The sequence below is a fragment of the Mediterraneibacter flintii genome (assembly GCF_055387595.1).
In genome coordinates this window covers 3,367,274-3,382,890 of sequence record NZ_AP031405.1, presented here as the reverse complement: position 1 = coordinate 3,382,890, position 15,617 = coordinate 3,367,274, and the positions used below count along the sequence as shown (strand labels likewise).

The following is a 15,617-nucleotide window of genomic DNA, read 5'->3' as shown; positions in this document are numbered from 1 at the left end:
ATTCTTTATATAAGAAATTAAGATACTTCCCTTTTCTTAAGATAGACAGATAACAGAAAAGGTACTCTTACCTTAACACATCAGAAAACAAACTACAAGAAAAAAATAAGTTTATATTTCAATTATAAAAAAGGAAAGAGCCACATGTTGCTGTGACTCAAAGGGGGAAAAAGTTTATGAAAAAGTGTTCTTTCTTTAGAACAATTATAGTATATAATCTAGTTGTGTAAAAAGTGTGATGAAGTTTTGAATGGATTATGAACAAATCTATAAAAAAATGTGAAGGCAAAGAAGGGATGCTTTATTAAATTAAATTTTATCCAGAAAGACAGTGGGGGCAAAATGAAGTTTTTGACGAAACAGTCTTTATTGCAATGTAAAGACTTTCTGGAGTATAATAAAAACAACGTGAAAATTCATAGGGAAATAGGGGAAATACAGGAATGATTACAGGCGAGTTAAAAAACAAAGTAGATAAAATATGGGAAGTTTTTTGGACAGGAGGTATTACAAATCCTCTGGAGGTAATTGAACAATTTACCTATCTGTTATTTATAAAACAATTAGATGAATTGGAAACTATAAAGGAAAATGAAGCAAATTTTCTAGGAATAGATTTTCAGGGAATCTTTCCGGAAGATTGTCAAAAATACAGGTGGAACAGATTTAAAAATCTGGGAGATGCACAGGAGATTTATGATACTGTTTTAAACGGAGTTTTCTCTTTTATCAAAAATCTTCATGCAGATGGCGAGTCTGCTTACAGTAAATATATGGGCGATGCTATTTTTAAGATTCCTACTCCGGCACTTTTGACAAAAATCATAGATGGTATTGATGATTTAGATATGAAAGAGGCAGACAGCAAAGGAGACTTATATGAATATCTGCTTTCAAAGGTAGCGACAGCAGGGACAAACGGGCAATTTCGTACACCAAGACATATTATTAAGATGATGGTAGAATTAGTTGCCCCTGTACCGTCAGACAGTATTTGTGATCCTGCAATGGGATCAGCAGGATTTCTGGTAGAAGCGCAGGAATATCTGCGACAAAATGCAGGAGATTTGTTTTTAAACGCAGAACTAAGGGAACACTTTAACAATGATATGTTCTATGGTTTTGATATGGATAGAACAATGCTTAGAATCGGCGCTATGAATATGCTGCTGCATGGGGTGGACAATCCAAATATAGAATATAAAGACAGCCTTTCAGAAAATAATACAGACAAAGAAAAATATACACTGATTCTTGCGAATCCACCATTTAAAGGTAGTTTGGATTATGAAGGAGTTTCCGCTGATTTATTGAAAACCTGTAAGACAAAGAAAACAGAACTTTTATTTTTAGCGCTGTTTCTACGTGTCTTAAAACCAGCCGGACGTGCGGCGGTGATTGTTCCGGATGGAGTACTCTTTGGAAGCAGCAAAGCACATAAACAGATAAGAAAGGAAATTATAGACGGGAATAAACTAGAGGCCGTGATTTCTATGCCTTCTGGTGTATTTAAGCCATATGCAGGAGTGTCCACTGCTATTTTGATATTGAAAAAAACAGGAGCAGGGGGAACAGATAAAGTATGGTTTTATGATATGAAAGCAGACGGGTTTTCTCTGGACGATAAACGTCAGCCCGTACAGGAAAATGATATTGAAGATATTATAAATAGATTTAAAAACAGAGAAAGAGAGAAGGAGAGAAAAAGGACGGAGCAGAGTTTCTTTGTAGACGTAGAAGAAATAAGAGAAAATGAGTATGATTTATCTATTAATAAATATAAAGAAATTGTGTATGAACCAGTGGAATATGAGCCGACAGAGGTAATACTAGATAAAATTGATACATTGGAAAAAGAAATACAAAAAAATATGAAAGAGTTAAGAGAATTGTTGAAAGACAATTCGGATTTGTAGGGATGATGCTATGAAAGAAAAAATTCGAATTGGAGATGTATGCACAGTTGTTTCTGGAAGCACACCTAAAACAAATGTGCTAGAATATTGGGATGGAGACATAGACTGGATTACTCCGGCAGAGTTAGATGAAAATACTTTGGTTGTGAATGAAAGCGCAAGGAAAATTACACGACTTGCTGTTGAGAAGACGGGCTTGAAGCCACTTCCAAAAGGAACAGTTATTTTGTCTTCTCGTGCGCCAATCGGTAAAGTGGCAATCGCAGGGAAAGAAATGTTTTGTAATCAGGGGTTTAAAAATATTATATGCTCTCAATCGATATATAATGAGTATTTATATTGGTTTCTGAAGGGAAATACAGAATATCTAAATTCATTGGGACGGGGAGTAACATTTAAGGAAATTTCAAAGGGAATTGTAGAAGATATCAGAATTGCCTTGCCATCAGTTGATGAGCAGAGATATATAGCAGATATTTTGAAGGTGTGTTGGGAAACAAAAATAAAGCAAAACCGACTCTTAGAATACCTTAATATCCTTGTCAAATCCCGATTTGTAGAAATGTTTGGGGATTGTGTAATCAATTCAAAAGGGTGGAAAACAAGATGGCTGGAAGAAATTGCAGAAGTTGGTTCTAGTAAGCGAGTGTTTGTAGAAGAATTAAAAGAAGATGGAGTTCCTTTTTATCGCGGTACAGAGATAGGCGCTTTAGCTGAAGGGAAAAGGGTTACCCCAGAGTTATTTATTACAGAAAAGCAATATAAAGAACTTTGCGAAACTACAGGAAGCCCTCAAAACGGAGATTTGCTAATGCCGTCTATTTGTCCAGATGGAAGGATTTGGATGGTCGATACAGATAAACCTTTCTACTTCAAGGATGGGCGTGTTTTATGGATTCATGCAATTGATAGTAGCTATAATCCAGTTTTTTTGCTTTATACTTTGAAAGATAGAATTATGACAGATTATAGCAGCATTGCTTCTGGCACAACATTTGCTGAATTGAAAATTTTTGCACTAAAAAAATGTCGGGTTTTTGATGTGCCTATAGCTCTACAAAATCAGTTTGCCGCCTTCGTCACCCAAATCGACAAATCAAAAGCTGTAATTCAAAAGTCCTTAGAAGAGACACAGCAATTATTTGACAGTTTGATGCAGAAATTTTTTAGTTGAAAAGAAGGAAAGGTCATAAAAATATTGGAGCAGTTCCTGGAATAAAAAGAGGGTATAATGAGAAATAGTTTGGAAAATACTGGGATTAAAAAGGATGTAATAGCAGAAATTAAAGCGATAGCACAAAAGTATGATATAGACAGAGTGTTACTTTTTGGATCCAGAGCACGAGGTGATTTTCATAGAGCTAGTGACATTGATTTAGCCGTTGAGGGGGAACAGGTAGATCAATTTATATTAGAAGTAAGGGAAGAAACGTCTACTCTTCTAAACTATGACATCATAGACCTTAAGAGATTAAAGCAAGGAGTGTTTTGGAATACTATACAGAAGGAGGGGATTATACTGTATGAAAAAGTATGATAATTTTTCATCTAATCTGGAAGTATTAAAAAGGGCAGAACATGAAAATCTGAACAATGAATTTATTATCAGTGGTATTATTGATAAATTCTTTATACAGTTTGAATTAAGCTGGAAATTATTAAAAGAATTGTTACGCTATGAAGGAAGAAGCATAGCCAATTCAGGTTCTCCGCGTGAAATTTTAAAAGCAGCTTATTCAGTTTATGAGTTCTTAGATGAGGATATCTGGCTTAGTATGTTAAAATCCAGAAATGACATGACCCACATATATAATGGTCAGGCAGCGAAGCAAATGGTTGATGTTATCATACGGGAATATATACCGGCATTTGAAAAATTGCAGGAAGAGATTTTAAAATCATATAAGGATATTTTAAAGGAAATTTGATATACTTCTGTAAAAAAGGAGAATATCATAATGGAGGGTCAGATTTATTATATTCTAAATGACATGACAGAGTTTCTGAATGTTTCTCAGTTGAAAAAGCTTCAAGAAGTTTTGATTGCAAGATTAGAACTTGTGGAGGAAAAGACAGAGAATATTGAAAATAGTACATATCTGGACATGTTTTTAACTGCGAAGAGATTAGAGGGGTGTTCGAAGAGGACACTGCAATATTACAAAAGTACAGTAGAAGATTTACTTGCATATATTGATATTCCATTGAGAAAAGTATCAACAGAAATAGTTCGAGAATATTTGGCATATTATCAAGGAAAAAACGGTTGTGGAAAAGTGACAATTGATAATATAAGAAGAAATTTATCTAGTTTTTTTTCATGGTTAGAAGAAGAGGATCATATTTTAAAAAGTCCTGTGCGCAGGATACATAAAATTAGAACCAAAACGACAGTAAAGGAAATTATTTCTGATGAAAATATAGAAGTACTGCGTGATAATTGTGGTGAAAAACGCGATTTGGCAATTGTAGACATACTTTTTTCAACAGGAATGAGGGTAGGAGAATTAGTAAATTTAGATATAGATGATTTGAATTTAGAAGAACGAGAGTGCATTGTGTATGGAAAAGGTGATAAAGAGCGTAAAGTTTATTTTGATGCAAGGACAAAATTACATTTACAGAATTATCTGGAAAGCAGAGTGGATTCAAATAAAGCATTATTTGTAACATTGAATTATCCATATGAGAGGTTAAAAATTAGTGGAGTAGAGATAAGACTACGTGAATTAGGGAGACGTTTAAATATTGAGCGTGTTCATCCTCACAAATTTAGAAGGACTATGGCAACCAGAGCGATAGATAAGGGTATGCCAATAGAGCAGGTGCAGAAACTTTTAGGTCACCAGCAGATTGACACAACTATGAAATATGCAATGGTAAACCAAAGTAATGTAAAATCATCACATAGAAAATATATTGCATAATAAATGTGGCAGATTCGGATTTGTAGGGATGAAAATATGAGAGTAAAACTTGAAGATGTTTGTGAAAGAGGTTCGTCAAACCTTAGACAATCAGATGTGATAGATAAAGCAGGAGAATATCCGATTTATGGAGCTACGGGTTATTTAGGAGATGTTGATTTTTATCATCAAGAAAAATCATATGTAGCCGTTGTTAAAGATGGTGCGGGTATTGGCAGAACGACCTTACACCCTGCAAAATCCTCTGTAATTGGTACTATGCAGTATCTTATACCAAAAGAAAATATTCTTCCGGAATATCTTTATTATGTAGTGAAACATATGCACTTAGAGAAGTATTTTACTGGTGCTACTATTCCGCATATTTACTATAAGGATTACAAAAAGGAAACGTTTAGTTTAGCTGAACTTGAATTGCAGGTTGAGATTGTCAGTATTCTAAAAAGAGTTGAAGACATAATTGCAGTGCGAAAGCAGGAACTTGAAAAATTAGATGAATTAATCAAATCCCGATTTATCGAGATGTTTGGAGAGCCGGAAAACAATAATAAGGCATGGCCAGTCAAGCCTTTAGACAAGCTTTGTGCTGTAGGCTCGAGCAAGCGTGTATATCAAAGTGAGCAGGGCTTTGAGGGTGTGCCATTTTGGAGAATATCTGATTTAGTGAGCAAAATAGATACAGGAACCGTAGATAGCACATTGTTTATTTCGGAGATAAAATATACAGAATTGAAACGATCCGGGCTGGTTCCTGTAACCGGCGATATACTGGTGACATCTCGCGGAACGCTTGGAAGATGCTATATAATTAAGGATGAAGACCGTTTTTACTTTCAAGATGGAATGATTAGCTGGTTGAGCAATTATTCTGAAGAAATTACGCCTCTATATTTGCAATACCTATTTACTATGAGTGGATTCAGGAAGCAAATTGACAATATGCAAGCTGGTTCGACAGTTGCTTATCTTTCTATTGCAATGCTGAAAAAACTGCAAGTTATGGTGCCAGATAAAGCGCTGCAAGACCACTTTGCTGCTTTCGTCACCCAGATCGACAAATCAAAATTGCATTAATCCTGAAATTAAAATATCCAAATAAATTTATCTATCTAAAATATACAGTAAAGGATGAAGAAGGCATGAGTACGAACTTTGATTTTTTGAAAAAGGATAAGCAGTTTCGTTCATTTTCTGAACAGGCTGCAGAGGCAGAGAAGAGTCTTATGATCTCATCGGCGACATCAGCAATTTTGGCAAGGCGCGCTTTGGAGCTTGCTGTACGCTGGGTCTATATTAACGATGGTTCTTTGCATCTTCCATATCGGGACAATCTCTCTAGTCTGATTCACGAAAGCAGTTTTCGGTCTATTATTGAACCGGGTTTATTTCCTATGCTGAGGTTTATTGTAAAGCTTGGAAATGAGGCTGTACATACGAATAAGAAAATTAAAAGAGATGACGCTGTGTTATCTTTGCGCAACCTTTTTGAATTTTGCAAATGGATAGGATATTGTTATTCAGCAGAATATGAGGAAACTGCATATGATGAAAATATTCTTGCAGATACAACAGAGCAGAAAAAAGTAAGAACGGATAAGCTGCAGATACTATATGAAAGTCTGTCACAAAAGGACAAAAAATTAGAGGAACTCCGGAAAGAAAACGAAGAGCTTCTGAAACAAATGACAAAGGTACGTGAAAATAATGCTGCTAATCGAACGTTTCAGATTGACAGGATTACAGAAGAAGAAACAAGAAAGAGATACATCAATCTTGATTTGATGGAAGCAGGGTGGCAGCTTGGGAAAGATTGTCTGGAAGAAGTGGTCGTTAACGGGATGCCAACCGGTACAGGCAAAGGACGTGCAGACTATGTACTCTTTGGGGAAAATGGACTTCCTCTTGCCGTTATAGAAGCAAAAAGAATAAACAGCTCTCTGTCGCAGGGAAGCCAGCAGGCAAAATTATATGCCGATTGTTTGGAAAAAGAATATGGGCAGCGTCCACTTATTTTTGTTACAAATGGATATGAGATGGAACTAATAGATGATTACAATGGGTATCCGGGGCGGAAGGTTTCAGGTATTTTTACAAAAGAGGAACTACAGCTGAATATAGACCGGAGAGAAATACGAAAACCATTAAAAAATATAGAAATCAAGGATGAAATAACAAACCGTCCATACCAGAAAGAGGCTGTAACAGCAGTCTGCGAAGCGATTCAGAAAAGGCACCGAAAAATGCTGATCGTACAGGCTACAGGTTCGGGAAAAACGAGAGTGAGTATCAGCATAGTAGATGTTTTAAGAAGACACAACTGGGTAAAAAATATACTGTTTTTAGCAGACAGAACCGCACTGGTTAAACAAGCAAAGAATAATTACAGTAATCTACTGAAGGATTTGAGCTTGTGCAATCTTTTGGATAAGAAAGATGATCCGGAACACAGCAGGATGATTTTTTCTACATATCCGACTATGATGCATGCTATTGATGAGACAAAAAGAAAAGATGGGAGCAAACTTTTTACACCGGGCCATTTTGATTTAATTATTATAGATGAAAGCCATAGAAGTATTTATAAAAAATATCAGGCGATTTTTGAATATTTTGACGCGCTGCTGCTTGGTATGACAGCGACTCCGAAAGACGAAGTGGGTAAAAATACATATGAGATTTTTGATTTAGAAAGAAATGTGCCTACTTATGCATATGAACTGGGACAGGCGGTAAAAGAAGGGTATCTGGTGGACTATACAACTTTGGAATATAAGACCCGGATTATGGAAAATGGGGTTCACTATGATGAACTTTCGGAAGAGGAAAAGGAAGAATTTGAGGAAACATTCGGAGACGATGAGAATATCGAAAGAGATATTTCCAGTACTGCGATTAATGAGTGGCTGTTTAATAAAGACACAATCAAAAAGGTTCTGCAGGAGTTGATGGAAAAAGGGATAAAAGTAGAGGGAGGGGATAAATTAGGGAAAACAATTATTTTTGCAAAAAATAGCTCCCATGCAAAAGAGATTGTAAGAATCTTCCATTCTATGTACCCAGAGTACGGTGCGGATTTTATTAAGCAGATAGATTACAGTATCAAATATGGAGATACTTTGATTGATGATTTCAGCATGAAGGAAAAAATGCCGCAGATAGCAGTTTCTGTGGACATGCTGGATACAGGGATTGACATACCGGAGATTTTGAATCTGGTATTTTTTAAAAAAGTAAGAAGCTGTTCTAAATTTTGGCAGATGATAGGCAGAGGAACAAGGCTTTGCCCGAATCTCTTTGCGCCGGGACAGGATAAGGAACAATTTTTGATATTGGATTTTTGCAGTAATTTTGAGTTCTTTCGAGTGAACAGACGCGGAATAGAAGTGAAACCAGGTGAAACACTGGCAGAAAGGATATTTAACTGTAAAGTAGATATTGCTAGAGCATTACAAGAATCTCAATTTAAAGAAGAGGAGTATGTGCAATACCGGGCAGACCTGGTAAACGGACTAAAAAATGAGATAGTGCAGTTGGATAATCGAAGCTTTCGTGTTAAACAGCATTTGCAATATGTAGAAAAATATAGAGATGAGATGGCGTGGAGGACGCTGGAAGCAATAGCGGTTTCTGAGTTGAAGAGACACATAGCGCCGTTGATTGTACCGAAGAAAGAGGAGGAATTGGCAAGGAGATTTGACTATTTGATATATAGCATTGAACTTGCCGATTTTCAGCATAAAAATGCAACGCAGAATAAAAGGGCGGTAACAGCTGCAGCGGAAGAATTGACAAAAAAATTTGGAATTCCGCAGGTTGAAGAACAGAAGAGCAGTATTGAAAAAATATTAGAAAAGGGCTTCTGGGATAATGCGACAGTTTTTGATGTGGAAGGTATAAGACTGGCGCTTAGAAATTTGATTCAATTTATTGACAGAGAAGAAAGAAAAATTTATTATACGAATTTTTCGGATAATATTTCAGAAGAGAAATGTGGAGAAGCCATACATATAGAAAATAATCTGGAAAACTATCGAAAGAAAGTAGAGTTTTATCTGAAAGAGCATAAGGATAATCTTGCAGTATATAAACTCCGTCAGAATAAAAAGCTGACAGATACAGATATGCAGGAACTAGAACGGATACTGTGGAAAGAGTTAGGAACGCAGGAAGACTATCGAAGAGAATATGGAGACACTCCGGTAGGCAGACTGGTGAGAAAGATTGTAGGAGTAGATCGGCAGGCCGTTAACGAAGCATTTAGTGAATTCCTAAACGAAGAAAAACTAAATATAAATCAGATTCGATTTGTTCGTCTTATGATCGATTATATTGTGGTAAACGGAAATATTGAAGATAATTCTGTACTCCAAAAGGAGCCGTTTAAAAGTGCAGGCAGTATTATAAAGCTGTTTGAAGAAAATATGAATACTGCCCGCCAGATATTAAATATTGCAGATACGATTAAAAAAAATTCAGAGGAAACAGCATAAAATCCATTTAAAGTTGTATAAACCGCAATTTATTACACAAAAGAATTGCAATCCTGTCTGTCTATGTATTATAATATTTTTATAAGAAAAAAGGGGTGCTCGCGTATAAAGCGGGCTGAGAGTAAGCTGAATTGCTTTAACCCATAACCTGATTTGGATAATGCCAACGTAGGGATATACAGCAGATGGACAGATGTATGAAAAGATCTGACTGCCGCAAAGTATACAAGTACGTTGCGGCAGTTTTTTTGATGGTTTAGAAGCTTTACCTTTAAAGTAAGTGACAAAAGCTTCTGTCTTTTGTTTCTTAATAGAACGTATCAGATAAACTGTTGCAGCAGATACAGGCGCCTTTCGTGGAAAACAGCATTATCCGGTACAGGATAAAGAGAAAGGTGGAAGAATATGATGAGAAACTATGCAACACAGATGGAAGCGGCAAGGAAGAGGATTGTAACAGAAGAATTAAAGAAAGTGGCGGAAAAAGAGCAGATAACGGTAGAAGAATTATTACCTTTGGTGGCTGCAGGAAAAGTAGTCATCTGCGCAAATAAAAATCATACTTGTCTCGATCCAGAGGGAGTAGGTTCTATGTTGCGCACAAAAATCAACGTGAACTTAGGGGTTTCAAGAGATTGTAAAGATTATGATATAGAAATGCGTAAAGTTATGGAAGCAGTCAATATGGGAGCACATTCTATCATGGATCTTTCTTCCCATGGCGATACAATTCCGTTTCGAAGAAAACTGACAGCAGAATGCCCGGCGATGATTGGAACTGTTCCGGTGTACGATTCGGTTATTCATTATCAAAGGGATCTAGACACTCTTTCGGCAAAAGATTTTATTGATGTCATCCGACTGCATGCAAGAGATGGGGTAGATTTTGTAACGCTGCATTGCGGAATTACAAGGAAGACAATAGATCAGATACGAAATCATAAGCGGAAAATGAATATTGTATCTAGAGGCGGTTCTCTTGTTTTTGCATGGATGTGTATGACTGGAGAGGAAAATCCTTTTTATGAATATTACGATGAAATCTTGGATATATGTAGGGAATATGATGTGACAATTTCCCTGGGAGATGCATGCCGACCGGGCTGCCTTGCGGATGCAACGGATGTCTGCCAGATGGAAGAACTCATCCGTCTTGGAGAGCTTACAAAGCGCGCTTGGGAGAAGGATGTACAGGTAATGGTGGAAGGTCCAGGGCATATGCCGTTGGATCAGATCGCGGCAAATATGAAAGTGCAGCAATCTATATGCCAGGGAGCGCCATTTTATGTATTAGGCCCTCTGGTAACAGATATTGCTCCAGGATATGACCATATTACAGCGGCGATTGGAGGGGCAGTTGCTGCGGCTGCGGGCGCTGCATTTCTGTGCTACGTGACACCTGCAGAGCATTTGGCGCTGCCGAATATAGATGATGTAAAGCAGGGAATTATTGCATCGAAAATTGCAGCACATGCGGCAGACATTGCGAAAGGAGTAAGAGGAGCCAGGGATATAGACGACCAAATGGCAGACGCGCGCAGAGCGCTCGACTGGGAAGCACAATGGGCGTGTGCTTTAGATCCGGAGACAGCGAAGGCAATTCGGGATGACAGAAGTCCGGAGCATGATGATACTTGCTCTATGTGCGGAAAATTCTGTGCGGTTCGCAGTATGAATAAAGCACTGGCAGGAGAACATATTGATATTTTATAAAATAGAGGTATATATTTACGACAGTAGAAATAGAAAAAGGCCAATACTCCAGAAAATGAATGAGAGTATTGGCTTTTTATTACAATGTTCCTGGTTATAGAAACGTTAAGGCCAATACTTGGTATTGTCATATTGAAAAGCGCGGATCTGTAGCCACTGCACGGATAATGCTCTGTATATATTTCCCGCAGACATAATCTGCATCCAGGGAAATAATGACCTCAAGAGAACGTCCACCGGCACGGATTGCCTTTTCCTGTGCGTAGCTTCCTAGATGAGTTTGAGCATATTCTTCCGCCGCTTCTTTTGAATGAAATTCGAGACGCATATCTGGCATGAAAAGAACATATATATCCTGTTCTTTTTGATAGCGCACGATTGCTTCGGCATATTCTGAAACGGGGCAGAGTGCAGCGCCAATAGCATTTGCGACATCGGAATGCGGTGGTATATCTAATTCTACACTAAGTGTTTCGGCAGCAGGTAGAAGCCATGCGGCAGCAGGAGCGCCGATACCAATGATTGGACGTAAAGGACTCACTCTGTTGTGATCATAAGTTTCTGTAATTTCTTCACAGAGGTCTACAATCATTTGACGGATTGTATCTTCACATGTGTAAAGCAAAGTTTCAAGTGCTATACCTGCTGCACGCGCTGTTATTTTTGCTCCGAGTATCGATGCCTTGTCATCCCATGCAAGGTAATCTCCGCGGATATGCTTGATATCAGTAGGAGTCATGCCAGTTTTGATGACTAATCCTTTAGCAACCAGATAATTAAGACTAGATTCGAGGTGCTCTTTCTGGACAAAATTTAACATTTCATCCTGGGAACACGGTCTGGATATAGCATGATAAATTGCTTTATCGCAGTTGTTTAGCCGTATTCCGGAAGCTGTCTTTTCGCTTTTATAGTAAAGAGGAAGGGAAGTTCCTTTCTCTGCTTCAATTTTTAAAAGTGTTTCTAGTATTTGGCTGTTTTTACTGGCAGCAACACAGAGAGGCTCTACACGTTCTGAACAAATACGGACGGCTTTTTCGTGGACGTGTATATGACTGTCACCTCCGACGCCAAAAGTATAGATATTAGCGGCTCGTATATGAGTTTGCCAGCAGTCAACGGTTGCTCCATTGGGATTGATATAGACACTGCCGTTTTCGATGATGGCAATATCAGAAGTTGTTCCGCCCATATCATAAACGAGAGCTTCTTTTTTATTGGTAAGAAATTTAGCACCGATGATACTCGCAGCTGGGCCTGACAATACTGTATCTACAGGGCGTTCTACAGCCATATCCTCCTGCATTAATGTACCGTCTCCTTTGACAACCATAATTGGGGCAGTAATGGAGTATGCTTTTAATGCCTGCTTTACCGCGGCAAGAAAATCACTTATGATAGTGATCAGTCCTGCATTTAGTATCGTTGTGATTGTTCTTTCATAATACCCGAGATTTCCAGAAAGATCGTGAGCACAAAATACTGGAAGGGTAGAGTGCTCCTGGATAATCTGTTTAACTTGCAGTTCGTGAGAAGGATTGCGGATGCTAAGGTAGCCGGAAACGGCGATGGAGTCCACAGTACGATTGAAGGTGCTAACAATTTCTTTGATTTCATTTTCATCCACAGAAAACAGGATATTGCCGTGAAGATCAATCCTACCCTGCACTAAATAGACAGACTCCGCAGGAAGAGGCTCATTGAGCATTTTCCCTATTAGAATTAATCCGACTCTACAGTTTTTTTTCTCAACAATTGCATTTGTAGCTAATGTTGTTGAAAGTGAGACAGAAACAATTTGGTTTTTATGTGCAAAATCTAGTTTACGGATTGAATTTTTGATACCGGTTACAAGGTTTTCTTTGGTTGTTAAAGCTTTGGCTTTACATATGAGCTTTTTATCACGGCTGTTTAATATTACACTGTCTGTATAGGTTCCTCCTGTATCTATACCGAGAATATACGTTTCTGCTGCTATATCCTTATCCATTTGTCACTCCTTTAAATAATCACTTCCTGCTTCAAATGCTTTGCCTACTTTCACGTTATGACTGTAATATTCTGCATGAAATTCATCATAAAGCAAAACATTTAGTTTCAGAGGATCTATGGCGCCTTTTTCATCCAGTACATTTTCAGAGGCGCTCATATTTACTATATCACCAATCACACAGTACATGTAATCGTTGTGGATAATTTCTTCAAGCTTACATTCCATAACAACAGGAAGCTCTGTAAGCACCGGTGCGTATACATAAGTACTTTTTACCGCTGCCATTTTAGACTTGATGAATTTATCCGCCACGTCATTTCCGCTGACTGTGCCGAAATAATCTGCTTCTTTAAGGTGCTGCATGTCTGCGATACCAACAGTAAAAGCCTGAGTAGCTTTGATGTTCTGCGCAGTCTTATGAGTTTCATCCAGAAAGAGTGCTATTTTATGGCGATGGCAGAGTTGTCCCCATGCAGCAGTCATTGTGTTTATAGTTCCATTTTCATTATACGTTGCGGCTATCAGAACTGGCATAGGGAAAATGCCAGGTGCCGGACCAAAATTTTTTCGCTTCATATCGGATTTCCTTTCATCAATATATTAAGTCTGCTGTAACAGATTATAATTAAAATACACTTTGTCAAAAATAAAACAAATATACTTTTGGCTACTACATATTTATCAAAAAGTATATTTTCACATTAACAGAATTCAAATATCTTTTTATTGCAATTATATTTACCATGGTAATAGAGAGAATCAGAGTCACTATGGATAATTTTAGAGGAGGGGACACATATATGGATCATTCTAATACGATTTCTTATATTCGTAATATACTAGATAAAAATCTGCCAGACGGCAGGGTGCTTCTGAAAGAAGGAAGAAAAATCGGAGAAAGCATCGAGATGGGACGCGGTAAATTTCTGCGAGAAACAGGATACGACAGTTATTTCGATTACAAAGAAGAATGTGTCCGAGAAGGAAAAATAGAATGGTTTACACTGATGGGATTATCTTCCTGGGAAGAACACAAAGCCGGTATTCGTGAGTTTAAGGCAATGTGTGATCGATGCGGCTTTGAGATGAATATGTTTTTAAATATTTTCAATATGCGTATGGGACTTCCAAAAGAGATGCGGGAAGGGGCACCCGGTGGTGCTTCATTTATGCTGGAGAGTCCAGAAGAATATTTAGAAGCAATGGAGATTGTTCCAGCGGAATTCGGTTTTACAGATCACCATCTGTCAGCACCTAACACACTTGAAAGTACAATCAATGCCGTCAAGGCAGGCTCCAGGCTTCTTGGAACATTTTCAGAAATCACATTCGATTATCCCGGCTTTCACGATAATGTGAAACGGTTTGGCGACACGGTCAAATCACTTGGAATTTGTTCGACAAAATATGATCAGCATATGAATGTTTTAGGTTATATGGAGGATGGAATTGCGGGCTTCTTTTCAGATTGTGCCTCATTTGTCGCATATGCATTGCTTGAAAAATATATTGTAACAGATTTGTGCGGCGCCAGATATTGTCTTGGATTTGGAGGGCTTCTCCATGAGGGACCACCGCGCGTGGCGCTGGCTATGGCGCTCGCAGAAGTGCTTTCAGAACCAGGACAAAGAGGTGTGCTTTATATTAACAGTTCCACAACAATGCAGTGGGATCACGATATAGATGCGAATTATGGCTCTTCTGCACAGGAATTTTTGCTTGAAATTCTAGTGGAAAAGAAGTACAAACTCGGCATGGGCTTCCTTCCGGTATCGATAACAGAAGCTCTGCAAGTACCGACAACACAGGAACTTTTTAATATTTTTTCAGTGGGAAAAAGGATAGAAGAACGCTCCGATGAATGGCTTGAACTAATGGATTTTACTCCTCTTGAGAAGATGAGAGACGTGATGATTGAAAAAGGGACTTGGATGTTCAATAATATGTTGAAAACATTTGAGCAGGCAGGAGTCGACATTGGAGATCCTCTGCAGATGTTGCTGTTGCTTAAGAAGTACAATTATGCAAAACTTGAGACAGACTTTCATCCAAGTATGGAGGAGTGTGGCATCTTTAGACCATATTATCCTACAGTACTAGGCCGTATGACAATAGAAATGAGAGACAAGATTTGTGACAGGCTGAATGAAGCAGAAATGAAGGAATGCTTAAAGGGAAAAAAGATAGTAGTATGCTCTGCAGATGTGCATACGTATGGACTCAACTTGGTAGAATCTGTTTTAAGTTATGCTGGGGCGGAAGTCATAAATGGCGGGCTTAGCGTAGACCCAATCGATATACTGGAACTTGCGGATGAAGAGGGGACCCGATTGATTGGTATCAGTGTCCACAGTGGACAATCCTATAATTATGCCAGACAGCTTGCAAAACTATGCAGCGAACGCGGCAAAGACTATTACATCTTTATGGGAGGCAAATTAAACGGAATTCTGCCAGGGGATACAGAACCTAGTGATTGTACCGAATTAATCAATGAGTTAGGGATTCATGGCATTGATGATTTGTTTGAAAGCATATCGAAGATAGTACATGAAAACGATAAATAAAATGTTTGAAA

General features: G+C 38.0%; 11 protein-coding genes and 1 riboswitch. Of the genes, 9 read left to right on the top strand and 2 right to left on the bottom strand.

Going from position 1 to position 15,617, the window contains the following annotated elements:
• Nucleotides 1-443 precede the first annotated feature (443 nt).
• The 8 genes from ACZ5C4_RS16185 to thiC all read left to right on the top strand — a co-directional run bounded on the left by ACZ5C4_RS16185 (nt 444) and on the right by thiC (nt 11,046).
• Nucleotides 444-1,916 carry a type I restriction-modification system subunit M gene (locus ACZ5C4_RS16185; RefSeq protein ID WP_464521883.1) on the top strand — a complete coding sequence of 491 codons (1,473 nt, stop codon included), beginning with the start codon at nt 444-446 and terminating at the stop codon, nt 1,914-1,916.
• Between the two features lie 10 nt (nt 1,917-1,926).
• Entirely contained in the window at nt 1,927-3,090 is a 1,164-nt protein-coding gene (locus ACZ5C4_RS16180; RefSeq protein WP_464521882.1) for a restriction endonuclease subunit S, read from the top strand.
• A gap of 57 nt (nt 3,091-3,147) precedes the next feature.
• Entirely contained in the window at nt 3,148-3,453 is a 306-nt protein-coding gene (locus ACZ5C4_RS16175; protein WP_464521881.1) for a nucleotidyltransferase family protein, read from the top strand.
• The gene (locus tag ACZ5C4_RS16170) at nt 3,440-3,844 is read left to right on the top strand and encodes an HI0074 family nucleotidyltransferase substrate-binding subunit (RefSeq protein ID WP_464521880.1); all 405 of its coding nucleotides are present in this window, start codon (nt 3,440-3,442) and stop codon (nt 3,842-3,844) included. The genes ACZ5C4_RS16175 and ACZ5C4_RS16170 overlap by 14 nt, the downstream gene beginning before the upstream one ends.
• 30 nt (nt 3,845-3,874) lie before the next feature.
• Nucleotides 3,875-4,843 carry a site-specific tyrosine recombinase/integron integrase gene (gene xerA / locus ACZ5C4_RS16165; RefSeq protein WP_464521879.1) on the top strand — a complete coding sequence of 323 codons (969 nt, stop codon included), beginning with the start codon at nt 3,875-3,877 and terminating at the stop codon, nt 4,841-4,843.
• A gap of 36 nt (nt 4,844-4,879) precedes the next feature.
• Nucleotides 4,880-5,917 (top strand): restriction endonuclease subunit S, encoded by a 1,038-nt coding sequence (locus tag ACZ5C4_RS16160; RefSeq protein WP_464521878.1) that lies wholly within the window; start codon nt 4,880-4,882, stop codon nt 5,915-5,917.
• Between the two features lie 65 nt (nt 5,918-5,982).
• Nucleotides 5,983-9,333 (top strand): DEAD/DEAH box helicase family protein, encoded by a 3,351-nt coding sequence (locus ACZ5C4_RS16155; protein WP_464521877.1) that lies wholly within the window; start codon nt 5,983-5,985, stop codon nt 9,331-9,333.
• An 81-nt stretch (nt 9,334-9,414) separates the two neighbouring features.
• Nucleotides 9,415-9,525, top strand: a riboswitch (TPP riboswitch).
• Between the two features lie 216 nt (nt 9,526-9,741).
• Nucleotides 9,742-11,046, top strand: coding sequence for a phosphomethylpyrimidine synthase ThiC (gene thiC, locus ACZ5C4_RS16150; RefSeq protein ID WP_464522364.1), 1,305 nt, complete (start codon nt 9,742-9,744; stop codon nt 11,044-11,046).
• Between the two features lie 127 nt (nt 11,047-11,173).
• Here the strand turns inward: thiC and ACZ5C4_RS16145 are convergent, their stop codons facing one another.
• Together ACZ5C4_RS16145 and ACZ5C4_RS16140 are read right to left on the bottom strand one after the other, a co-directional pair.
• On the bottom strand, nt 11,174-13,036 hold the full coding sequence (locus ACZ5C4_RS16145; RefSeq protein WP_464521876.1) for a hydantoinase/oxoprolinase N-terminal domain-containing protein: 1,863 nt from the start codon (nt 13,034-13,036) through the stop codon (nt 11,174-11,176).
• A 3-nt stretch (nt 13,037-13,039) separates the two neighbouring features.
• A complete protein-coding gene (locus ACZ5C4_RS16140; protein ID WP_464521875.1) occupies nt 13,040-13,615 on the bottom strand; it encodes a flavin reductase family protein in 576 nt (191 codons plus the stop codon).
• A gap of 224 nt (nt 13,616-13,839) precedes the next feature.
• On the opposite strand from ACZ5C4_RS16140, the gene ACZ5C4_RS16135 reads away from it, so the two are divergent.
• The gene (locus tag ACZ5C4_RS16135; protein WP_464521874.1) at nt 13,840-15,606 is read left to right on the top strand and encodes a cobalamin-dependent protein; all 1,767 of its coding nucleotides are present in this window, start codon (nt 13,840-13,842) and stop codon (nt 15,604-15,606) included.
• The last annotated feature ends 11 nt before the right edge of the window (nt 15,607-15,617 follow it).

Excerpts from the sequence above, each read along its gene's own strand:
- ACZ5C4_RS16185 (WP_464521883.1), top strand. The coding sequence starts at position 444 with ATGATTACAGGCGAGTTAAAAAACAAAGTAGATAAAATATGGGAAGTT.
- ACZ5C4_RS16180 (WP_464521882.1), top strand. The coding sequence starts at position 1,927 with ATGAAAGAAAAAATTCGAATTGGAGATGTATGCACAGTTGTTTCTGGA.
- ACZ5C4_RS16175 (WP_464521881.1), top strand. The coding sequence starts at position 3,148 with ATGAGAAATAGTTTGGAAAATACTGGGATTAAAAAGGATGTAATAGCA.
- ACZ5C4_RS16170 (WP_464521880.1), top strand. The coding sequence starts at position 3,440 with ATGAAAAAGTATGATAATTTTTCATCTAATCTGGAAGTATTAAAAAGG.
- xerA (WP_464521879.1), top strand. The coding sequence starts at position 3,875 with ATGGAGGGTCAGATTTATTATATTCTAAATGACATGACAGAGTTTCTG.
- ACZ5C4_RS16160 (WP_464521878.1), top strand. The coding sequence starts at position 4,880 with ATGAGAGTAAAACTTGAAGATGTTTGTGAAAGAGGTTCGTCAAACCTT.
- ACZ5C4_RS16155 (WP_464521877.1), top strand. The coding sequence starts at position 5,983 with ATGAGTACGAACTTTGATTTTTTGAAAAAGGATAAGCAGTTTCGTTCA.
- thiC (WP_464522364.1), top strand. The coding sequence starts at position 9,742 with ATGAGAAACTATGCAACACAGATGGAAGCGGCAAGGAAGAGGATTGTA.
- ACZ5C4_RS16145 (WP_464521876.1), bottom strand. The coding sequence starts at position 13,036 with ATGGATAAGGATATAGCAGCAGAAACGTATATTCTCGGTATAGATACA.
- ACZ5C4_RS16140 (WP_464521875.1), bottom strand. The coding sequence starts at position 13,615 with ATGAAGCGAAAAAATTTTGGTCCGGCACCTGGCATTTTCCCTATGCCA.
- ACZ5C4_RS16135 (WP_464521874.1), top strand. The coding sequence starts at position 13,840 with ATGGATCATTCTAATACGATTTCTTATATTCGTAATATACTAGATAAA.